The organism is Brevundimonas sp. M20, assembly GCF_006547065.1.
In the GTDB taxonomy this organism is placed as follows: Bacteria; Pseudomonadota; Alphaproteobacteria; order Caulobacterales; family Caulobacteraceae; genus Brevundimonas.
The window spans coordinates 1,233,130-1,252,678 of record NZ_CP041243.1 but is presented as its reverse complement, the minus strand read 5'-3'; the positions used below and the strand labels follow the sequence as shown (position 1 = coordinate 1,252,678).

Sequence of the window (19,549 nt, the reverse complement as noted above, 5' to 3'; positions counted from 1 at the left end):
CTCACGCCGCCCTTGCGATGACCTGATTGCGGCCGCGGCTCTTGGCTTCGTAGACGCCTTCGTCGGCGCGTTTGAGCAGGGCGTCGGGGGTGTCATCGGGGCCGGTCGAGCAGGCAACGCCGACCGAGACGGTGATGGTCAGGCTTTCGGTTCCGCCCATGATCGGGAACGGCAGGGAGGCCACGTCGCGGCGGATGCGGTCGGCCACCCGGGTGGCGTCCTCCAGCGAGGCGCCGGGCATGACCACGACGAACTCCTCGCCGCCCAGACGGCACGGCAGGTCGATGGCGCGGACATTGGTGGCCAGACGGACGGCGAACTCGCGCAGGACCTCGTCGCCCGCGTCGTGGCCGAAGCCGTCGTTGACCGCCTTGAAGTGGTCGATGTCCAGCACGAGGGCGGCGACCGGGTCGCCTCCCTGCCCGGCCCGGCCCATCAGGGCCTGAAGCTGGCCCGCCATGTAGCGGCGGTTGTGCAGGCCCGTCAGCGCGTCGGTGACGGCCATTTCGAGGCTGTAGTCCAGCTTCTGCTTGAGGAAGTCGGCGTAGCGCTTGCGCTTGATCTGGCTGCGGGCGCGGGCGTTCAGTTCTTCGGGATCGACCGGCCTGGGCAGGATGTCGTTGACGCTCAGCTCCAGCGCCTTGATCAGGCGCGGGCGGTCGGCCGGATCGACCACCGCCAGAATGGGCACGCGGCGCGAGGCCTCGGTCGAGCGCGCCTGCGCCACGAAGCGCAGGCCGTCGAAGGCCGAAGCCGAGACATTGACGATCATCAGGTCCACCGGACCGCGCGCGGCGATCAGGGCGGCGGCGGGATCGGGTTCATGCGTCGGGCGGTGATCGTCCGACAACTGGTCCACGATCTTGCCCGCCTGAAGCGCGCTGTCGTCGACGACCAGAACCCGGCCGCCGGAGCCGCGCAGGCGGCCCGCGCCGTCGGTGTCGACGCCGAAACGACGACCGCTTTCCTCGCGCTCGCGCAGCTCGTCCATGACGGCCTTGAGACGCACCAGCGACTTGACGCGGGCGAACAGGATGACGTCGTCGATGGGTTTGGTGATGAAGTCGTCGGCGCCGGCTTCGAGGCCCCTGATCTTGTCCTCGCGCCCGTCCAGGGCGGTGACCAGAATGACCGGTATATGGCGCGTGACCGGGTCGGCCTTCAGCCGGCGACAGGTCTCGAACCCGTCCATGCCGGGCATCATGACGTCCAGCAGGATGATGTCGGGCCGTTCGGCGGCGGCGACGTCCAGCGCCGTCTGGCCGTCCATGGCCGTCAGCACCTCATAGTATTCGAGGGTCAGCTTGGCTTCGAGCAGGCGGACGTTCGGTTCAACGTCGTCCACGACAAGGATGCGCGCCGTCATCCCGCCCTACCCCAGATGCTTCCGGACGACCTCAAGGAAATGCATCACCGAGATCGGCTTGGAGATATAGGCCTCGCAGCCGCCCTGACGGATCCGCTCCTCGTCGCCCTTCATGGCGAAGGCCGTCACGGCCACCACCGGGATATGGTTCAGCTCTTCATCGTCCTTGAGCCATTTGGTGACCTCCAGCCCCGAGATCTCGGGCAGCTGGATATCCATCAGGATCAGGTCGGGGCGATGCTGACGCGCCAGGGCGAGCGCCTGCAAGCCCTCGCGGGTCTGCAGGGTCTCGTACCCCTGGGAATCGAGCAGATCATGAAAAAGCTTCATGTTCAGCTCGTTATCCTCGACGATGAGGACCTTCTTCGACATCACCACCCGGCCTGTTCGCCCCTCTCAAGCGCGACTGCGCGGGGGCTTTGCCTTCTTCCCTGACAGTCTCAACACGGTTCTCTTAAGTTGACGTGAAGCGGGGGTTTTCCAGCGGTTAACGACAGCGCTGAAGCCAAACCTCCAAGACCTGTCTTTCGCCGGTCGCGGCTTGCCGGAGGGTGACGAAAGCAAGGGGGAACGAGCATCGCCTCGAAGGGGCTCTCGGGACCGGACGCGGGCATACCCCCTCCGTCACGCCGCGACTTCGCGGCGCGCCACCTCCCCCTTGGCGACGCCAACGGGGAGGAGAAGCGGGATTTTCGGGTTCAGAAGCCCGATTCATCGTCGTCGCCTGCGCTTGCGGAGGCGCGGACGGGGTGGGTTGGGGCCGGGCACGGGCTCCGGCGGGGGCGCGTCGAAAACCGGGTGTGAAGAGTGTAATTGGTGTGACGGCGGGGACGCCCGCCCGGCCGGGGTTTCCGGCGCCGGATCAAGGCGCTGGTTGACTTCATCGGCGGTGACCGGCAGCCGCGCGCGCATCTGGCGGTCGCGCAGGGCGAGGTTGAGGATGCGCCCCCAGCGCAGGGCGAGCTCGACCTTTCCCCGTTGGACGGCGTCGGTCACGCGGGCGGCGGCGAGGCGATAAACCTCCTCCATATCCGGAAGCGGCGTGTCGTCGAGGGCGAGATCGCAGGTCATCCGGACAGGATGGCATGCCGATGCGTCAGTATTGGACGTATCGTGGCAGCAGCATGCCCGATCCCGATAGCGTGCGGACGGCCCGTCAGGCACAATCTGACCTGCATGAAATCCATCTGCCGCGATTGCCTGGAGACCAATGCGCGCAAGCTGGATCGCTGCGGCGCGTGCGGGTCGCGGCGGGTGGTCAGCCATGACGAGCTGGCCAGCCTGACCCTCGCCCATCTGGACTGCGACGCCTTCTACGCCTCGGTGGAGAAGCGCGACCGACCGGAGCTGCGCGACGTTCCGGTGATTGTCGGCGGGGGCAAGCGCGGCGTGGTGTCGACCTGCTGCTACATCGCGCGGATGTACGGGGTGCATTCGGCCATGCCGATGTTCAAGGCGCTGAAGGCCTGTCCCGAGGCGGTCGTGCTGAAGCCCGACTTCCGCAAATATGCGACCGAGAGCGAGCGCATCTTCGGCGCGGTGCGGGCGCTGACGCCGCTGGTGCAGACCCTGTCGCTGGACGAGGCGTGGATCGATCTGTCGGGGACCGAGCGGCTGAACGGCGGTCCCGCGGCCTTCCAGCTGATCCGGTTGCAGAAATGGATCGAGGAGGAGGTCGGGCTGACGGTGTCCATCGGCCTGGCCCCCAACCGCTTCCTGGCCAAGATCGCGTCGGAACTGGACAAGCCGCGCGGGTTTTCGGTGATCGGGGCGGAGAGCACGGCTCTGCTGGCGCCGAAGTCGGTGCGCATCCTGCCCGGCGTCGGGCCGGTGTTCGGCAAGACGCTGCAAAGCGACGGCTACGCCACCGTGGGGGATCTGGCGAAGGCCGACCTGCGCGATCTGGTGAAGCGATACGGCGAGACAGGGCTGCGCCTGCACGATCTGGCGCATGGCCGCGACGCCCGGGCGGTGAAGCCCGAGCATGACCGCAAGGGGATGAGCGCCGAGACGACGTTCAACGAGGACCTGATCTCGGTGGCGGACCTCGAAAACGAGCTGTGGCCCCTGTGCGAGAAACTGGCGTCCAAGGCGCGGGCCGACGGGGTGGCCAGCCGGGTCGTGGTGTTGAAGCTGCGCAAGACCGACTTCAGGATCATCACCCGCCGGATCAGCCTGCCCGAGCCGGTCCAGACGGCGCGCGCCCTGTTCGCCGCCGGGCGCGAACTGCTGGCGCCCGAACTGGGCGTGCCCTACCGCCTGATCGGCATCGGCATGGGCGAGGTGGTGGATGCGGTGGAGGCCCCGGCGGCGCTGTTCGAGAGCAGCGAGGCGCGGACGCTGAAGACCGAGAAGGCGATTGACGCGCTGAGGCAGAAGTTCGGCAAGGCGGCCGTGGTGGCGGGGCGGGCGTTGAAGTGAGGGAGGAATGAAGAGTGCTAGTGAGCAAAGGAGTGAGCTGCTGTGGCGAGCGGAAAGCGCGATCCGCTCACTTCCTGCTCACTAGCACTCTTCACCCCACCCCCGGCCCCGCGCTAAACCGCCCCAAATCCCATTCGGAGAATCCCATGACCGTCGCCGCCCGTCTCGCCGAACTCGGCATCGAACTGCCCGAACCGGCCAAGGCCGTGGCCAACTATGTGCCCTACGTCCAGACCGGCAATCTGCTGCACATCTCCGGCCAGCTGTCGAACGACGCCTCGGGCGGGCTGAAGGGCACGGTCGGCGCGGACGTGTCGCAGGAAGACGCCGTGAAGGGCGCCCGCATGTGCGGCGTGAACCTGCTGGCCCAGATCTCGGCCGCGCTGGACGGCGATCTGGAGCGCGTGGTGCGCGTGGTGAAGCTGGGCGGCTTCGTGCAGGCCGCCGGTGATTTCGAAGCCATCCCGGCCGTCATCAACGGCTGCTCGGACCTCATGGTCGAGGTGTTCGGCGACAAGGGCCGTCACGCCCGCTCGGCCGTCGGCGTGTACAAGCTTCCGCTGGGGTTCGCGGTCGAGGTCGATGCGATCGTCGAGGTGAAGTGAGCCAAGCGTTGAACATCCTTCTCCCCTCGGGGGAGAAGGTGTCTCGCGGAGCGAGACGGATGAGGGGGCTGCCGGCCTCGCGCTCATCGTCTCGCATCCCGCGGGCTGAAGCATACCCCTCATCCGAGCGGCTTCGCCGCCCACCTTCTCCCCCAAGGGGAGAAGGGTTCCGGTGAGCTTCCAGATCCGCGTCCACAATACCGTCGCCGACATCGGCCGTGACGCGTGGGACGCCTGCGCCGGGCCGACCGGCGATCCGTTCGTCAGCTATGATTTTCTGGACGCCTGCGAGGCGTCGGGCAGCGCTGTGCCGCAACAGGGCTGGGCCGGACGCCATCTGGCGCTGGAGGACGAGGACGGCCGGGTGATCGGCGTCATGCCCCTCTGGCTCAAGGCCCACAGCCAGGGCGAATACGTCTTCGACCACAGCTGGGCCGACGCCTATGAGCGGGCGGGTGGACGGTACTATCCCAAGCTGCTGGACGCCGTGCCGTTCACGCCCGCGACCGGGCCACGCTTCCTGAGCCATCCGGACGCCGACGCGGCGACGGTGCGCGAGACCCTGATCCAGGGGGCGTTGGCCCTGACGGAGCGGCTGGGCGCGTCCTCCCTGCATGTGAACTTCCCCACCCGCGAGGAGTGGGAGGCGATGGGCGAGGCCGGGCTGCTGAGGCGGCAGGACATCCAGTATATCTGGCGCAACGGCGGTTATCAGACCTTCGACGACTTCGTGTCGGCCCTGTCGTCAAGCCGCCGCAAGACGGTGCGGCGCGAGCGGCGCGAGGCCAACGCCGGACTGGATATCCGCGTCCTGACCGGGGCGGGGATCACGGAGGCGCACTGGGACGCCTTCTTCGCCTTCTATCAGGACACCGGCGCGCGGAAGTGGGGGCGGCCCTATCTGACGCGGGACTTCTTCAGCCGCATCGGCGCGACCATGGCCGACCGGATCGCGCTGGTGATGGCGTTCCGCGACGGGGCGCCGCTGGCGGGGGCGCTGAACTTCATCGGGCGGGACGCCCTGTACGGACGACAGTGGGGGGCGCTGGACGAGGTCCCCTTCCTGCATTTCGAGCTTTGCTACTACCGGGCCATCGACTTCGCCATCGAACGCGGCCTGTCGCGGGTCGAGGCGGGGGCGCAGGGCGACCACAAGATCGCGCGCGGCTACCTGCCCTCGCCCGTCTATTCGGCGCACTACATCGCCGACCCGGCCCTGCGCGGGCCGGTGGCGGACTATCTGGAGCGGGAGCGCCCGGCCGTGGAGGCCGAGATGCGGGCGATGGCTGAGGAGCTGACGCCGTTCCGCAAGACCGGGGATTAGCGCGCGGTCTCGCCGCCGATGAACCAGCCGGCGATCCAGCTGACGATGCCGGTGACGATGGCCGCGCCGATGCCGGCGCCGAGGCCCGCGACCGTGAAGCCGCCCAGCAGCCAGGCGACCAGACCAATGACCGCGGCGTTCACCACCAGCAGGAACAGGCCGAAGGTCACCACCGTCAGCGGGAAGGTGAGCACCGTCAGGATCGGCCGCACCACGACGTTGGCGAGGCCCAGCAGGATGGCGGCCAGGGCCAGCGAGCCGTTGTCGCTGAATGACACGCCGGGCACCAGCCGGGCGGCCAGCCACAGGGCCAGACAGGTGACGAGGAACTGGACGATCAGGCGGATCATGGCGAACTCCGTGGGGGAACCTTGACCATAACACGCGAACCGCGATGGGGCTCCCCTCCCCGCGCGCGGATTGCTAGCGTGTGGGTCTCAAGGAGCCCGATATGACCCTTCACGCCGCCTATGACCCCGACAATGTCTTCGCGAAGATCCTGCGCGGCGAAATCCCGTCGGTGAAGGTGTGGGAGGACGAGGACGTGCTGGTCTTCATGGATGTCTTCCCGCAGTCGGAAGGCCATGCGCTGATCATCTCGAAGACCTCGATGGCCCGGAACCTGCTGGAGATCGAGCCGGAGGCGCTGGCCAAGGTGATCGCGGCGACGCAACGGACGGCGAAGGCCATTGAAAGGGCGCTGGAGCCCGAAGGCTTCCAGATCGTCCAGTACAACGGCGAGGCGGGCGGGCAGACCGTCTTCCACCTGCATTTCCACGTCATCCCCCGCTGGGCCGACCGGCCGATGAAGGGGCATGGTCATGCGCCGATGGCGGATGCCGGGGTGCTGCGCGGGCTGGCCGACCGGATCGCGGCGGCGCTCTAGAGCGGCCAACGAACGCAAAGAGAAACTGGCCTACAGCGGTCCTCTGAAAATGAACCACGCGCCGGCGATGATCAGGGTGAAGCCGACCGCGTGGTTCATCGTCAGCTTCTCGCCGAGGAAGGTGACGGAGAAGACGGCGAACACGATCAGGGTGATGACCTCCTGCATCGTCTTCAGCTCGGCGGCCGAATAGACCTGATGGCCGATGCGGTTGGCGGGCACGGCCAGGCAGTATTCGAAGAAGGCGATGCCCCAGCTGACGATCACCACGATCCACAGCGGCTTGGAGCCGAATTTCAGGTGCCCGTACCAGGCCAGCGTCATGAAGACGTTGGAGGCGACCAGCAGAAGCACCGGCGCGATATGGGGAATGGAGATCGGCACGTCGGCTCCCGCTTGCGTAACGCCTCTTGCGCCAGCATAAGGACCGCCCGTCAAGCGGGACGCCGGATTAGCACAGCGGTAGTGCAGCGGTTTTGTAAACCGAAGGTCGGGGGTTCGATCCCCTCATCCGGCACCATCTTCCCCTCCCGTCAGAAGACCAGCTTCGTCCGGGCCTCATGCAGGCGGGCGAAATGGGCGGCGGCGTGCGGGCCGAACAGCACGGGCTCGGCCGAGTGGGCGTCCTCGATCACCGCCAGAACAGCGTCCAGCGCCTCTTCACGGGACGGGGCGGCGGCGCTGTAGGCCAGCCGGTCTAGCAAGGTCATCAGGGCCTGACGCCGTTCCAGCGCCTGCGCCTTCAGCACCCTGTCCCCGGCGGCGGCGCGGCGGGGCGGCAGGGGCTCGTGGAAGACCGGGATGTCGAGGAAGCCGTCCTCGACCGGCGGCCCCATCTCGGGCGCGGGCGGACGGGGGCGGACGACCTTTTTTGGATCCGCGAAGGGCGTCTGGACCGGGGCCTCGGGCACGACGGCGGCGACCGCCTCGTTCAGCCTGCCGCAGCGACGGCAGCGCTCGGCGCCGTCGGCGTCCGAACGGACATAGTCGTGCCTGCAGAGCAGCGGCTTGAGCGGCGACAGCATGATCCAACCCCCGGATGACCGGAGATCAACCCGCGCCGCCGCCTTGTCAATCGGCCCGTCAGCCGCCGCCCAGGGCCACCGCGACCCGATAGGTCACAAAGGACGCCAGATAGGCCAGACCGAACATGTAGACGATCATGATCCAGGTCCAGCGCAGCGAGTTGGTCTCGCGACGGACCACGCCCAGCGTCGGCAGGCACTGGGGCGCGAAGATATACCAGGCCAGGAAGGCCAGACCCGTCGCCAGCGACCAGTTGGCGGCCAGAACGCCGGCCATGGCGCTGGTGGCGTTCTCGGCGTCGGCGACCGAATAGACGGTGCCCAGGGCGGCCACGGCCACCTCGCGCGCGGCCATGCCGGGGACCAGCGCCACGACCATCTGCCAGTTGAAGCCGATGGGGGCGAACAGCGGCTCCAGCGCATGGCCGATCATGCCCGCGAAGGAGTAGTCGATGGCCGGGCCGGTCGCGCCCTCGGGCGGATAGGGGAAGGTCGACAGGAACCAGACGGCGATCATCAGCGGCAGGATGATGCGGGCGGCGCGGTTGATGAAGATCTTCGCCCGGAGCCACAGATTGAACAGGACGTTCTTCAGGTCCGGCACCTTGTAGGCCGGAAGCTCCATCATGAAGGGCTCGGTCGAGCCTCTCCAGAAGATCTTGCGGATGACGAAGGAGACGGTCAGGGCGCTGACGATGCCCGCGGCGTACAGGCCGAACATGACCAGACCCTGCAGGTTCACGAAGCCCCAGACGGTCTCGTTCGGGATAAACGCGGCGATGATCAGGACATAGACCGGGATGCGCGCCGAACAGGTCATCAGCGGCGCGACGAGGATCGTGGTCAGGCGGTCGCGGCGGTTGTCGATCACCCGCGTCGCCATGATGCCGGGGATGGCGCAGGCGAAGCTGGAGAGCAGCGGGATGAAGGCGCGGCCGTGAAGGCCCGCCCCGCCCATGATCCTGTCCATCAGGAAGGCCGCGCGGGACATGTAGCCGAAGTCTTCCAGCGCGATGATGAAGGCGAAGATGATGAGGATCTGCGGCAGGAAGACCAGCACGCTGGCCACGCCGCCGATCAGGCCGTCGACCAGCAGACTCTGGACCAGAGACCAGACGCCCTCGTCCGGAATGACGGCGGCGACGCCCTGCCCCAACAGGCCGATGCCCGCCTCGATGCCGTCCATGGCCGGGGCGGCCCAGGCGAAGACCGACTGGAACATCACGAACAGGATGCCCAGCAGGATCACCAGACCGGCGACCGGGTGCAGCAGGACGCTGTCGATCTTGCCGGTCAGGGTGTCCGGCCGCTCGGGCGGCAGGACGTAGGCCTTCATGATGCGCTCGGCCTCGCGGGCCTTGCCGCGCAGGGCCTCGGCGTCGGGGGCGACCCAGTCGCTGTCGCCGAAGGACGCGTTTGCGGCCAGGGTGTTCTCGACCTCGGCGACCAGATCATCGATGCCGCGACGGCGGGTGGCGACCGTGGTGATGATCGGCACGCCCAGTTCGGCGCGGAGCCCCTCGAGGTCGATGCGCAGGCCCTGACGCTGGGCGATGTCGAACATGTTGAGCGCCAGCACCATCGGACGTCCGATGGCCTTCAGCTCGAGGATCAGGCGCAGGACGAGGCGCAGGTTGGTGGCGTCGGCCACGGCGACGATGACGTCCGGCGGCGTCTCGCCCGCCAGCCTGCCCAGCACGGCGTCGCGGGTGACTTCCTCATCCGGGCTGCGGGCGCGCAGGGAGTAGGTGCCCGGCAGGTCGAGGACCGAGATCGAACGCCCGGAGGCCGAACGGATGAAGCCCTCCTTCCGCTCGACGGTGACGCCGGCGTAGTTGGCGACCTTCTGGTGCGACCCGGTCAGGGCGTTGAACAGGGCGGTCTTGCCGCTGTTCGGATTGCCGACGAGGGCGATGCGGGCGGTCTTGAGCGCGATGTCCATCAGGCGGCGTCCAGCTGGACGATCAGGCTGGCGGCCTCGTGGCGGCGCAGGGCGACGCGCATGTCATCGACCTTGATGGCGATGGGGTCGCGCCCGAACAGGCCCTCGTGCAGCAGCTCGACGCGCGCGCCCTCGACGAAGCCCAGCTCCAGCAGACGGCGTTCCAGTTCGACCGCATCGTTCTGGTGATGGCAGTGCTCGCCGACCTTGACGATGACGCCGCGTGCGCCCTTGCGGGCCTCGCTCAGTTTGAGGGTGTCGGACATGAAACTCGTATAGGACGCCGGCGCGGAAAGGGCGCGCCATTTCTGACAGTGATTATCAGGTGCGGCGCCCCAGCGTCCACCCTGCCGAAGCGTCGCAGGCAGTTGTCCCGACACGTCATTGGTCTATCACTGGCGCGGAAATCCGGAGCCCCGTCATGCGCCGCAACGCCCTCGCCTTCCCCCTCGTGGCCGCCCTGGTGAGCCTGTCCGCCTGTGGCGACGGCGGCGCCGCGAAGGCGCCCGCGACCCCGCCCAGACCGGCGATGACGCCGGAGCAGAAGGCGGTCCTGTTGGCCGCCCTGCCCGCCCCCTACAATCAGGGTGATCTGGAGAACGGCCGCCGGGTCTTCTCGCGCTGCCGCTCGTGTCACACGGTCGCGGAGGGCGGCGCCAACATGACCGGGCCGAACCTGTACGGCGTCTTCGGCCGCAAGGCGGGCGGCCTGGAGGGCTACACCTACTCAACCGCCGTGAAGAACGCCGGCTTCGTCTGGGACGCCGAGCATCTGGATCACTGGCTGGAGAACCCGCACACCTTCCTGAAGGGCACGAAGATGAGCTTCGCGGGTCTGGATAATCCGACCGACCGCCGGGATGTCATCGCCTGGTTGAAGGTCGAGACGGGGTATGTGGCGGAGGCCGCTCCAGCGGCGGCGCCTGTTTCCGCGACGGCTCAATAGTCGGACGTCGTCGTTCCGGCTCGATCCAGGGTCAGACAAGACACTTCCGCTTTCGGCGCATCAGCGCATGACTGATTACGACCCGTTGCGGACGAAGCCGCCGGGCACCGACGCTGAGACTTCCGGGGCTCAACTTACCGGCGCTTCCCATCTCCAGCGATGAAGACCCTCGCCCTTCCATCCGATCTTTCTCAGGACACCGGCGAGATAAATGTCGACGTACAGCTCATTGGCATCGCCATAGCCGTTCCAAGCCGGACCTTCGGCGAAGAACCTGTCGTATCGGCGCTCTGCCCAGTTGGCCTCCGCGAATCGCACCAACTCGTCGGGAGATTTATCGGTCGGACGCATCCCCAGAAGTTGGAAGTAGGTCAGGAAGCTCCTGTCTGGCAGGCCGTCGTTCTGCCCGAAGTGTTTATCGAGCAAGCCGACGTGACGTCCGTCCAGCGGCTGATCATGCAGCGCACTGACGATGCAGAACTGATAGCAGCCGATGCGATACGCCTCATGAGCTCTTGCATCATGGAACGCGATGGGAACCCTTCGTCCCATGAGTGAGAGCATCGCATAGACCAGCGATGGCTCGTAATCGCTCCGAGCCAGATTGTGCGTCTGCGCTATCTCGCGGAGGTCGTCATAGGCCTTGATCGCTCTCTCGAAATCCGGACGGGGATCGAGGCCATGCCGCCAGTTCAACAGGCCAAGCTCGGTTTGTTTCTCCGCAATCATGCGATGATTGTTCGCCACCCAGGCGAAATCGCCAGCTTTGACCAGGTCAGGAATTGCGTCGTGGGAGCCTGCGATCCAGGCCGACGCATCTGCTTTGTTTATCGCGTACGGATCCATCGTCAGATGCTCATCGGTAGCGGGGGACTGCGAGCCCACAGTTGATCGCGTTCTGCCGAACACCCGATCCAGCCACCTCATGCTTGCCCCCTCCGCCGAAGAAGAATCCGGTGAGGATACAGACGGAAGGTCAGCGTTCCACCCTCGGCGGACGTTGCTGACTTCCGGGTTCAACTGGCCCGGAGCCCACACGAGCTGTCGTCATCCCGGCGAAGGCCGGAATGACGATAACAGCAAAGGTCAGCCTCTTTGGGCGGGGGCCAGTTCGGCTCACAGGCGGGTGACTGCCCGCGACCCACTGCGGACTTCCGACCGTGAGTTGGCGCTGTCTTGACGTCTCCTCCCCGTTGCGGAGCAATGGGGAGGGGGACCGCGAAGCGGTGGAGGGGCTTTTGAGTTCCGAAGGTTCTGTCTCGCGAGCGCGCATCCACCGTCGAGCTCTGACGCCGCCGGAGGCCCGACTATGGGTTTGCTTGCGGCGTCGCGCTCTGGCCGGCCTGAAGTTCCGCCGCCAGCATCCCATTGGCCCCTATTTGCTCGACTTCTACTGCGCCGAAGCGAAGCTGGCGGGTGAGGTCGATGGCCAAAGCCATTCCCACCCCGACCGCATCAACCACGATCGTCGCAGGACCGCTTGGCTGGAACGGCAGGGACTGGCCGTTTTGAGGATCGCCGCCGAAGAGGTGCGGACAAATCTTGACGGTGTTCTGTTGTCGCTACGGATGGTCGCCGAGCGGCGCTTGGGGTGAAGCCCCCCTCCACCGCTTCGCGGTCCCCCTCGCCATCGCGGCGCGACGGGGAGGAGACGCAGGGCCAGCGTCAGGTGCAGGCGCAGAGGGACAGCTCAAGCCCTCTCCCATCGGGAGAGGGAAGAACCTACTCCACCCGCTTCGTTTCGGCGCTCGCTTCCTGGGCTTCCCATTCCTCGATCTTGCGGGCGGTCCACTCCGGCGATTTCGTGAAGCGCGCCAGAACGCCGTAGATCACCGGCACCACGAACAGCGTCAGGATCGTCGCGAACATCGCGCCCGAGAAGATCACCACGCCGATCGTCTGACGGCTGCCGGCGCCCGCGCCTTGCCACAGCATCAGCGGCAGGGCGCCGAAGGCGGTGGCGATGGAGGTCATGATGATCGGGCGCAGACGCAGGGTCGAGGACTCGATGATCGCGTCCCGGATCGAGCGCCCCTGATCACGCAGCTGGTTGGCGAACTCGACGATCAGGATGCCGTTCTTGGCCGCCACGCCGATCAGGATGATCAGACCGATCTGGGAGTAGATGTTCAGGCTGGAGCCCGCCATCACCAGACCGAACAGACCGCCCGCCGCCGCCAGGGGCACGGTCAGCATGATCACCGCCGGGGTGATCCAGCTTTCGAACTGGGCCGCCAGCACGAGGAAGACCAGCAGCAGGGCCAGGGCGAAGGCCCAGACCACCGCGCCGCCCGCTTCCTGCTGGTCCCGCGCCGCGCCGCCCCACTGGGTGGTGGCCACGCCTTGCGGCTGCTCGGCGGCGACGCCGTTCAGGAACTGGATCGCATCGGCGATTGTGTAGCCGGGGTTCAGGTCCGCCGAGAGGCTGATGGAGCGCTGGCGGTCCAGACGACGGCGATCCGGCGTGTCACCCGAGGTCTGGGTGGTGACCACCGCCGACAGGGGCACCAGCGCGCCGGCGCCGGTGTTGACGTACAGGGCCTCCAGATCGCTGACGTTGCGACGGTTCTCGCGATCCGTCTGCAGGATGACGTCATACTCCTGACCGCCGCGCAGATAGGTGGTCGCCCTGCGTGAACCGAACATGGTCTCAAGCGTGCGGCCGATGGCCTGGGAGGACACGCCGAGAACCGCCGCCTTCTCCGGATCGACATCGACCAGCAGGCGCGGAGAGTTCGGCTCATAGTTCAGGCGCGGACGCGAGAAGCCGGGGTTCTCCAGCGCCGCGGCCAGCACGGGCTGAAGCCAGTTGTAGATTTCCTCGTACTCGGACCCGGTGACGACCATCTCGATGGAGTTCGAGTTGCCGCCGCCGCGCTGGAAGGCGCCGGGGGTCGAGGCGTTGACCTGGGCGTCGGTCTGGCCGCGCAGCTTGCGGTTCAGGTCCTGCGCGATCTCGTCGGCCGAACGGGAGCGCTCGGACCAGTCCTTCAGGGTCAGGGTGGCGTTGCCGGAGTTGTAGCTGCCGCCGCCGAAGCCGGGGGCGGAGATCAGATAACTCTCCACCTCGCCGCCCGCCTTGTACTCGGCCAGGATCGGCTCGAGGCCGAGCATGATGCGGCGGGTGTAGTCGAAGCCCGCGCCTTCGGGGCCCTGAACGCGCACGGTGACGCGGCCGCGATCCTCGGGCGGGACCAGCTCGTCTGGCAGGGTCATGAACATGACCGTCGCCCCCGCCGCGACCAGAACGATGACGCCGATCACGCCCGCCAGCGCGACCCTCGAGCCCAGCAGGGCGCCGAGGGAGGCGCCGTAAGAGTTTTTCAGCCGGTCCATCGCCCAGTCCACCCGCTTGGCGACAAAGCCGCCGGTCTGGGCCGGCTTGAGGATCTTGGACGCCAGCATCGGCGACAGGCTGAGCGCCAGGAAGGCCGAGAAGGCCACGGCCGCGGCGATGGCCGCCGCCAGCTCGACGAACAGCCGACCGACGTATCCCGGCAGGAAGAGCAGCGGCGCGAACACCGACAGAAGCACGACGGTGGTGGCGACGACGGCGAAGAAGACCTGACGCGCCCCGCGCTCGGCGGCGACCAGCGGCGGCTCGCCGTGATCCAGACGACGCTGGATGTTCTCGACCACCACGATGGCGTCATCGACCACCAGACCGATGGCCAGAACCAGGGCCAGAAGGGTCAGCAGGTTCAGCGAGAAGCCCAGCGGGGCCAGCACGATGAAGGTCGCGAGCAGGCAGATCGGCGCCACGATGGACGGGATCAGGGCGGCCCGCAGCGAGCCCAGGAAGATGAAGTTGACCAGGGCCACCAGCGCCATCGAGATGCCGATGGTGATCCACACCTCGTCGATGGCGTGTTTGGTGAAGACCGAGTTGTCCGAGCCGACAACCAGTTCGGTGCCTTGCGGCAGACTGGGACGGATGTCCTCGATCATCCGGTTCACGCCCTCGGAGATTTCGAGGTCGTTGGACTGGGCCTGACGGGTGACGGCCAGACCGATCTGGTCCAGCCCGTTGCCGCGGAACAGGCGACGGTCTTCCTCGGGCGCTTCCTCGACGCGGGCGATGTCGCCCAGACGGGTCACATAGCCGGCCTGCCCCTGAATGGCGCCGGACGCGCCGCTGGGCAGGGCCGCGTTGTTCGAGGCCTGACCGCTGGTGTTGTTCGAGGCGGCGGCGTTCGAGGCCGAGCCGCGCGTGCCGATGGGCAGCTGGCGGAAGTCGTCGGCGCGGGCGTAGGTGCGGGCCACGCGGACGGTGTAGTTCTTCTCGCCCGACTCCAGCGTACCGGCCGGAAGCTCGATGTTCTGGCTGGTGAGGGCGGTCTCGACGTCGGTGACGGTCAGGCCGCGCGCGGCCATGGCCGCCGGGTCCAGCCAGACGCGCATGGAGTAGCGCTGCTCGCCGTAGATCTGCACCTGGGCGGCGCCGGGCACGGTGGCCAGACGGTCGATCAGATAGCGGTCGGCGTAGTCCGTCAGCTCGAGCCGGTTCAGGCTGCTGGAGCGCAGGAACAGGATGATGATGGGCTGGCTGTCGCTGTCGGCCTTGGCCACTTCGGGCGGATCGGCCTGATCCGGCAGGCGGCCGACCACGCGCGAGACGCGGTCGCGCACGTCGTTGGCGGCGTCGTCGATGTTGCGGTCGAGCGAGAACTCGATGCTGACGCTGGAGCGACCGTCACGGCTGGTCGAGGTGATGCGCTCGACGCCCTGGATGCCCGCGATCTGCTGCTCGATGGGTTCAGTGATCCGGCTTTCGATGACCTCTGCGGAGGCCCCGGCGTAGCTGGTGTTCACCGACACGATGGGCGGGTCCACGTCCGGCAGCTCGCGCACCGGCAGGAAGAAGAAGGCCGCGGCGCCGATCACGCAGAGCACGATCGCCGCCACCGCCGCCATGACGGGGCGGCGGACGGAAACGTCGGACAGCATCATTGGGCGGCGCCCCGCTGACCGGCGGCGCGCTGCCCGCCGCCGACCGTGACGGGGGCGTTCGGCTGGATGCGGTTCAGGCCCGAGCCGACGACGCGGTCGCCGTTGTTCAGACCGCTCAGGATTTCGACGTAGCCGTTCTCGACGGCCCCGGCCTCGACCTCGACGCGCTGGGCGATGGTCCCGCGTTCGCCGGTGGCGATGCGATAGACGAAGGCGCCCTCGCCCTCATACTGGATCGCCGCCTCGGGCACCGCGACGCTGGTGCGGCGGCCCTGCTGGACGGCCACACGCACGGCCATCCCGGGACGGATGCGGGCGCCGGGGTTGGGGATTTCGGCGCGGGCGGTGATCGAGCGGGTGTTTTCGTTGACGCGGGTGTCGATCAGGGCGATCCGGCCGGTGAAGGCCTCGTCGCCATAGGCGTCGATGGTGGCGGTGATCGGCACGCCGGGGCGCAGGACCGACAGGTAGCGCTCGGGGATCGGGAAATCGACGCGGACCACCGAGATGTCGTCCAGGGTGGTGATCACCGCGCCCGGGTTGACCAGGGTGCCCGCCGTGACGGTGCTGAGACCCAGCACGCCGGAGAAGGGCGCGCGGATGGTGCGGTCGCCGGCGCGGGCCTGCGAGGCCTCCAGCGAGGCGCGGGCCGATTCCAGCTCGGTCTCGTACTGCTCCAGCATGGCGGCGGAGGCGAAGCCGCGCTCGTTCAGGGTCTTGTAGCGCTCATACATGGTGCGAGCGCGGGCCACCTGGGCGCGGGCCTCGGCGATGGCGGCGTCTTCCTCGCGCGCCTGCAGCTGGACCAGCGGCGTCCCGGCGGCGACGGTCTGGCCGTCGGCGAACATCACGCGGGTGATCAGTTCACTGGTCGATGAGGTGATGTTGACCGAGCGACGGCCGCGGGCGACGCCCAGAACGCGGATCTGGTCGCTGAACTCACGGGGTCCCACGACGGCTTCGGACACGGCCTGACCCCGGCCGCCGCCGCCCGGACCGCGCCCGCCGCCCTTTTCTTCCTCGGCGAAGGCCATGCGGAAGACAACGGCGACGACCATCAGGACCAGAACGGCCGCGGCGACGATGAGGAAGAAGTGACGCTTGATCACGCGGCTGGCGCTCCGAATCCAGGGACGAGCCGACTTAGCGGCTACCGCCGTCGACGCAACTAAAGTTCATGTAACGGGATCGGTTTCGTTTTCCGTCGCCGAAGACCTGCGACCATTCGGCGTTTCAGAAGCGCCGCCACAGGCCCACGACCAGACCCGACACGTCCGGAGCCTCGCGCCCGGAAAGCGTGGTCCGCCAGCCCAGCTGGGCGCTCCAGTTTCCCATGCGGCGGACGACCGAGCTTTCCATCTGGACCCAGCGCGGGCCGTCATTGTCCGCCTGACCGGCGTAGACCTGCGTCAGGGTCATCCAGTCCTGGCCGAAATGGGCGCCGAGGGTGGCGTCGACGCGGGTTTCATGCGGCAGGCCGCTGCGCATCCGGCGGGCGACCTCCAGGGTCACGAAGCCGGAATCGGCGGTGTAGTTCAGCCATTTCAGCTTGCCGTAGGAGCGGCCGAAGGCGGCGCGAACCTCGAAGTCCTGGTTGCCGGCGCCCGGCGTCGCATAGCCGGCGTTCCGCCCGGCCCCGGCCTGGGCCACGCCGCCGTACAGGGCGACGGCGGTGTTGGTGTTGCGCCAGACCTGCCAGTTGACGCCGATCTCGAGCGGGCCGGTCCCCTCATAGTCGACGAAGGCGTCCCGCCCGGACTGCCAGTCGCCCTTGAACTGAACGCCGAGACGGGCGGTGAGGCCATATTCCGCGAAGACGGAGATGAAGGTCTCGCGCCGTTCGGCGGGCATGGGCATGGACACGCCATTGGGGTCGAAGCCCTCGGTGGCGCGCATGTCCTCGTACTTCAGGATGACCTGACCGTCGCCCTTGGGCATGACCCAGGGCCCCGCGGCGGCGGGAGCGGCGACCGCGAGGGCCGCCAGCGTCAGCAGCAGCCCCCCGGCCGGCTTCAAGTGTCGTAGCCGGGCGACTTCCTGTCGAGCATACGCAACGCGCCCGGCCAGGCGAGGGCCGAAATGAAACCGAGACCCTTGCCCTGCTCCTTTGTCTCGGCCTGGGCCGCATCGGGAGCGAACAGGACATGCTCACGACCGCCGGACAGGGCGGCGACCTGCTGCGCGCAGGCGCGCTCCAGGAAGAAGATGCCGATCCAGGCCTGAGCCGCCGTCTGGCCGGTGGCGAGAGTGCCGTGGTTGCGCAGGAGCATCAGCGGCCTGTCGCCGAGGTCCGCCACCAGACGCTCGCGCTCGTCGTGGTTCAGCGCCAGACCTTCATAGCCATGGTAGGCGACCTGATGCTGGAGGAGGCAGGCGTTCTGGCCGATGGGCAGAAGGCCCTCCTGCTGCGCGGCCACTCCGACGCCGGCGACCGTGTGCAGATGGATGACGAAATGCGCGTCCTCGCGGGCGCCGTGGATCGCCGAGTGGATGGTGAAACCGGCCGGATTGATGAAGCTGTCGGTCTCCTGAACGATGTTGCCGTCCAGATCGACCTTGACGAGGCAGGAGGCCGTCATCTCCTCGAAATACCAGCCGTAGGGGTTGATCAGGAAGTGATGCTCGGGCCCCGGCACACGGGCCGAGATGTGGGTGAAGATCATGTCGTCCCACCCGTGCAGGGCGACCAGCCGGTACAGCGCCGCCAGTTCGACGCGCACCTTCCATTCCGCCTCCGAGACCTTCGACCGGATCGATGTGATCGCGCCGTCCGCCATAGCCGTGTCCCTCGCCTGATTTTTGTTATCGGCCTTTACATACCTCGCACGCTCGCGCGGACGTTGATCTGCGTCAAGATTCAGGTTCCGTTAACCGCGTCTTTAACTTGCGAGCGTTACGGTAAAGCCGCCTGAAACCATATCGGCTTTCCGGAGAGGTTTGTGACCGTCCTCGTCCAGCTCAACCCGTCGCGGGAACCGGAACGCGCGCCGCGCGCCGAAGACCTGCTGTCGCTGGCCCGGAACAACAGCCCGGACGCCCGCCAACGGCTGTTGCTCGGCGTGATGGCCCTGTGCGACGCCAGTCCGCCGGACGGGCAGCTGTCGCCGATCCTGGGCGAAATCTTCCTCTATCTGGCCCGTCAGGCCGAGCGCGACATCCGCAAGGTGCTGGCCGCCCGTCTGGCCCACGCCGACTGGGCCCCGCCCGCGCTGGTGAATGTACTGGCGCTGGACGAGATCGAAATCGCCGCCCCGTTACTGGCCTCCAGCCCCGTGCTGCGGGACGAAGACCTGCTGCAAATCCTGATCGAGGCGTCCCTGGACCATCAGATCGCCGTGGCTCGCCGTCCGCGCCTGAGCGGCCGGGTCGCCGACGCCGTCATTGAACAGGCCGTGCCCGCCGTTCTGGCCGCGGTGGCCACCAATCGCACCGCCCAGATCAGCGGCGAAGGCTTCCGCCGTCTGGTGGAGCACTCGCGCCGTGTCGCCGCCCTGCGCGGCCCGCTGTCACGCCACCCCGGCCTGAGTCAGGCGCTGGCCGAGCAGATGTATCACTGGGTCGGCGCCGCCCTGCGCGAGTCCATCGCCACCCGCTTCCAGGTCGATGAGCGCAAGTTCGGTTCGGCGGTCTATGACGCCATCGAGGGCGTGATCCGCAGGGACCCGAACGAGCCCGTTCCCGTCGATACGCCCGAGCGCGAGGAGATGGAGCGTCGGCTGGTGATGAAGCTTCAGGCCGCCGGCCAGCTGAAGCCCGCCATCCTGATCCGCGCCGCGCGCGAGCGTCGCCTGTCGCTGGTGGTGCACAGCCTGTCGGCGCTGGGCGGCTTCACGGTCAATCAGGTGCGGCAGGCGCTGAACGCCCCCACGCCCGAGCCGATGTACTACGCCTGCGCCGCCATCGGCATCGACCGGGCGGTTTTCCCCACCCTGCTGACGGAACTACGCAAGCTGAATCGTGGCCTGCCCGGCGATCAGGGCGATCCGATCTGGCAGCGCGGCGCCCTGTCACACGCCTCGGCCGCCCGCGCCTTCCGCGCGCTGGTGGCCCCGGACCCGACCGAACAGCGCATCGCCGTTTGACT

At 67.7% G+C, this 19,549-nt stretch carries 20 protein-coding genes and 1 tRNA gene; 8 read left to right on the top strand and 13 right to left on the bottom strand.

The genetic code is table 11. The features are described from left to right. Position 1: 1 nt before the first annotated feature. From FKQ52_RS05955 to FKQ52_RS05945, 3 genes are all read right to left on the bottom strand, one after another. A complete protein-coding gene (locus tag FKQ52_RS05955) occupies positions 2-1,366 on the bottom strand; it encodes a PleD family two-component system response regulator (RefSeq protein ID WP_141626328.1) in 1,365 nt (454 codons plus the stop codon). Between the two features lie 6 nt (positions 1,367-1,372). Further along, positions 1,373-1,738: a response regulator gene (locus FKQ52_RS05950; protein WP_141626327.1), complete on the bottom strand. Its 366-nt coding sequence runs from the start codon at positions 1,736-1,738 to the stop codon at positions 1,373-1,375. A 339-nt stretch (positions 1,739-2,077) separates the two neighbouring features. Further along, complete coding sequence (locus tag FKQ52_RS05945) at positions 2,078-2,437, bottom strand: hypothetical protein (RefSeq protein ID WP_141626326.1); 360 nt, start codon at positions 2,435-2,437, stop codon at positions 2,078-2,080. Between the two features lie 105 nt (positions 2,438-2,542). On the opposite strand from FKQ52_RS05945, the gene FKQ52_RS05940 reads away from it, so the two are divergent. The 3 genes from FKQ52_RS05940 to FKQ52_RS05930 all read left to right on the top strand — a co-directional run bounded on the left by FKQ52_RS05940 (position 2,543) and on the right by FKQ52_RS05930 (position 5,716). Then, positions 2,543-3,787: a DNA polymerase IV gene (locus FKQ52_RS05940; RefSeq protein ID WP_141626325.1), complete on the top strand. Its 1,245-nt coding sequence runs from the start codon at positions 2,543-2,545 to the stop codon at positions 3,785-3,787. A gap of 146 nt (positions 3,788-3,933) precedes the next feature. Continuing rightward, complete coding sequence (locus tag FKQ52_RS05935) at positions 3,934-4,392, top strand: RidA family protein (RefSeq protein WP_141626324.1); 459 nt, start codon at positions 3,934-3,936, stop codon at positions 4,390-4,392. A 172-nt stretch (positions 4,393-4,564) separates the two neighbouring features. Continuing rightward, positions 4,565-5,716: a GNAT family N-acetyltransferase gene (locus FKQ52_RS05930; RefSeq protein WP_141626323.1), complete on the top strand. Its 1,152-nt coding sequence runs from the start codon at positions 4,565-4,567 to the stop codon at positions 5,714-5,716. Here the strand turns inward: FKQ52_RS05930 and FKQ52_RS05925 are convergent. Next, entirely contained in the window at positions 5,713-6,066 is a 354-nt protein-coding gene (locus FKQ52_RS05925; protein WP_141626322.1) for a phage holin family protein, read from the bottom strand. The genes FKQ52_RS05930 and FKQ52_RS05925 overlap by 4 nt on opposite strands. Positions 6,067-6,167: 101 nt before the next feature. On the opposite strand from FKQ52_RS05925, the gene FKQ52_RS05920 reads away from it, so the two are divergent. Beyond that, on the top strand, positions 6,168-6,602 hold the full coding sequence (locus tag FKQ52_RS05920; protein ID WP_141626321.1) for an HIT family protein: 435 nt from the start codon (positions 6,168-6,170) through the stop codon (positions 6,600-6,602). Between the two features lie 30 nt (positions 6,603-6,632). Here the strand turns inward: FKQ52_RS05920 and FKQ52_RS05915 are convergent, their stop codons facing one another. Continuing rightward, positions 6,633-6,986 carry a DMT family protein gene (locus FKQ52_RS05915; RefSeq protein WP_141626320.1) on the bottom strand — a complete coding sequence of 118 codons (354 nt, stop codon included), beginning with the start codon at positions 6,984-6,986 and terminating at the stop codon, positions 6,633-6,635. Positions 6,987-7,047: 61 nt separating this feature from the next. Here FKQ52_RS05915 and FKQ52_RS05910 point away from each other — a divergent pair. After that, positions 7,048-7,122, top strand: a tRNA-Thr gene (locus tag FKQ52_RS05910). 13 nt (positions 7,123-7,135) lie between these two features. On the opposite strand, the gene FKQ52_RS05905 is transcribed toward FKQ52_RS05910, so the two are convergent. Genes FKQ52_RS05905 through FKQ52_RS05895 form a run of 3 tightly spaced genes read right to left on the bottom strand, consistent with a single transcriptional unit; the run spans position 7,136 to position 9,835 of the window. After that, the gene (locus FKQ52_RS05905) at positions 7,136-7,627 is read right to left on the bottom strand and encodes a hypothetical protein (protein WP_141626319.1); all 492 of its coding nucleotides are present in this window, start codon (positions 7,625-7,627) and stop codon (positions 7,136-7,138) included. Positions 7,628-7,685: 58 nt separating this feature from the next. Further along, positions 7,686-9,569, bottom strand: a complete 1,884-nt coding sequence (locus FKQ52_RS05900; protein WP_141626318.1) for a ferrous iron transporter B — start codon at positions 9,567-9,569, stop codon at positions 7,686-7,688. Then, a complete protein-coding gene (locus FKQ52_RS05895; RefSeq protein WP_141626317.1) occupies positions 9,569-9,835 on the bottom strand; it encodes a FeoA family protein in 267 nt (88 codons plus the stop codon). The genes FKQ52_RS05900 and FKQ52_RS05895 overlap by 1 nt, the downstream gene beginning before the upstream one ends. A gap of 155 nt (positions 9,836-9,990) precedes the next feature. On the opposite strand from FKQ52_RS05895, the gene FKQ52_RS05890 reads away from it, so the two are divergent. Next, positions 9,991-10,515 carry a cytochrome c family protein gene (locus FKQ52_RS05890; protein WP_141626316.1) on the top strand — a complete coding sequence of 175 codons (525 nt, stop codon included), beginning with the start codon at positions 9,991-9,993 and terminating at the stop codon, positions 10,513-10,515. Between the two features lie 129 nt (positions 10,516-10,644). Here the strand turns inward: FKQ52_RS05890 and FKQ52_RS05885 are convergent, their stop codons facing one another. After that, entirely contained in the window at positions 10,645-11,442 is a 798-nt protein-coding gene (locus FKQ52_RS05885; RefSeq protein ID WP_141626315.1) for a hypothetical protein, read from the bottom strand. Positions 11,443-11,834: 392 nt separating this feature from the next. Between FKQ52_RS05885 and FKQ52_RS05880 the strand changes: the two genes are divergently transcribed. Further along, complete coding sequence (locus FKQ52_RS05880; RefSeq protein ID WP_240811753.1) at positions 11,835-12,110, top strand: DUF559 domain-containing protein; 276 nt, start codon at positions 11,835-11,837, stop codon at positions 12,108-12,110. 127 nt (positions 12,111-12,237) lie between these two features. On the opposite strand, the gene FKQ52_RS05875 is transcribed toward FKQ52_RS05880, so the two are convergent. The 4 genes from FKQ52_RS05875 to FKQ52_RS05860 form a co-directional block, all read right to left on the bottom strand. Then, a complete protein-coding gene (locus FKQ52_RS05875; protein ID WP_240811795.1) occupies positions 12,238-15,462 on the bottom strand; it encodes an efflux RND transporter permease subunit in 3,225 nt (1,074 codons plus the stop codon). Then, positions 15,462-16,574 (bottom strand): efflux RND transporter periplasmic adaptor subunit, encoded by a 1,113-nt coding sequence (locus tag FKQ52_RS05870; protein ID WP_141626312.1) that lies wholly within the window; start codon positions 16,572-16,574, stop codon positions 15,462-15,464. Before FKQ52_RS05870 ends, FKQ52_RS05875 begins: the two co-directional genes overlap by 1 nt. A 124-nt stretch (positions 16,575-16,698) precedes the next feature. Further along, positions 16,699-17,481 carry an outer membrane beta-barrel protein gene (locus FKQ52_RS05865; RefSeq protein WP_240811752.1) on the bottom strand — a complete coding sequence of 261 codons (783 nt, stop codon included), beginning with the start codon at positions 17,479-17,481 and terminating at the stop codon, positions 16,699-16,701. Next, positions 17,478-18,242 carry a class II aldolase/adducin family protein gene (locus tag FKQ52_RS05860; protein ID WP_141626311.1) on the bottom strand — a complete coding sequence of 255 codons (765 nt, stop codon included), beginning with the start codon at positions 18,240-18,242 and terminating at the stop codon, positions 17,478-17,480. Before FKQ52_RS05860 ends, FKQ52_RS05865 begins: the two co-directional genes overlap by 4 nt. Positions 18,243-18,404: 162 nt before the next feature. Between FKQ52_RS05860 and FKQ52_RS05855 the strand changes: the two genes are divergently transcribed. Then, positions 18,405-19,547: a DUF2336 domain-containing protein gene (locus FKQ52_RS05855; protein WP_240811751.1), complete on the top strand. Its 1,143-nt coding sequence runs from the start codon at positions 18,405-18,407 to the stop codon at positions 19,545-19,547. The last annotated feature ends 2 nt before the right edge of the window (positions 19,548-19,549 follow it).

What these genes read in the sequence shown, in the direction of transcription:
- FKQ52_RS05890 (WP_141626316.1), top strand. Translation starts at nt 9,991, where the DNA reads ATGCGCCGCAACGCCCTCGCCTTCCCCCTCGTGGCCGCCCTGGTGAGC.
- FKQ52_RS05940 (WP_141626325.1), top strand. Translation starts at nt 2,543, where the DNA reads ATGAAATCCATCTGCCGCGATTGCCTGGAGACCAATGCGCGCAAGCTG.
- FKQ52_RS05920 (WP_141626321.1), top strand. Translation starts at nt 6,168, where the DNA reads ATGACCCTTCACGCCGCCTATGACCCCGACAATGTCTTCGCGAAGATC.
- FKQ52_RS05945 (WP_141626326.1), bottom strand. Translation starts at nt 2,437, where the DNA reads ATGACCTGCGATCTCGCCCTCGACGACACGCCGCTTCCGGATATGGAG.
- FKQ52_RS05860 (WP_141626311.1), bottom strand. Translation starts at nt 18,242, where the DNA reads ATGGCGGACGGCGCGATCACATCGATCCGGTCGAAGGTCTCGGAGGCG.
- FKQ52_RS05955 (WP_141626328.1), bottom strand. Translation starts at nt 1,366, where the DNA reads ATGACGGCGCGCATCCTTGTCGTGGACGACGTTGAACCGAACGTCCGC.
- FKQ52_RS05925 (WP_141626322.1), bottom strand. Translation starts at nt 6,066, where the DNA reads ATGATCCGCCTGATCGTCCAGTTCCTCGTCACCTGTCTGGCCCTGTGG.
- FKQ52_RS05875 (WP_240811795.1), bottom strand. Translation starts at nt 15,462, where the DNA reads ATGCTGTCCGACGTTTCCGTCCGCCGCCCCGTCATGGCGGCGGTGGCG.
- FKQ52_RS05905 (WP_141626319.1), bottom strand. Translation starts at nt 7,627, where the DNA reads ATGCTGTCGCCGCTCAAGCCGCTGCTCTGCAGGCACGACTATGTCCGT.
- FKQ52_RS05900 (WP_141626318.1), bottom strand. Translation starts at nt 9,569, where the DNA reads ATGGACATCGCGCTCAAGACCGCCCGCATCGCCCTCGTCGGCAATCCG.
- FKQ52_RS05885 (WP_141626315.1), bottom strand. Translation starts at nt 11,442, where the DNA reads ATGAGGTGGCTGGATCGGGTGTTCGGCAGAACGCGATCAACTGTGGGC.
- FKQ52_RS05895 (WP_141626317.1), bottom strand. Translation starts at nt 9,835, where the DNA reads ATGTCCGACACCCTCAAACTGAGCGAGGCCCGCAAGGGCGCACGCGGC.
- FKQ52_RS05950 (WP_141626327.1), bottom strand. Translation starts at nt 1,738, where the DNA reads ATGTCGAAGAAGGTCCTCATCGTCGAGGATAACGAGCTGAACATGAAG.
- FKQ52_RS05935 (WP_141626324.1), top strand. Translation starts at nt 3,934, where the DNA reads ATGACCGTCGCCGCCCGTCTCGCCGAACTCGGCATCGAACTGCCCGAA.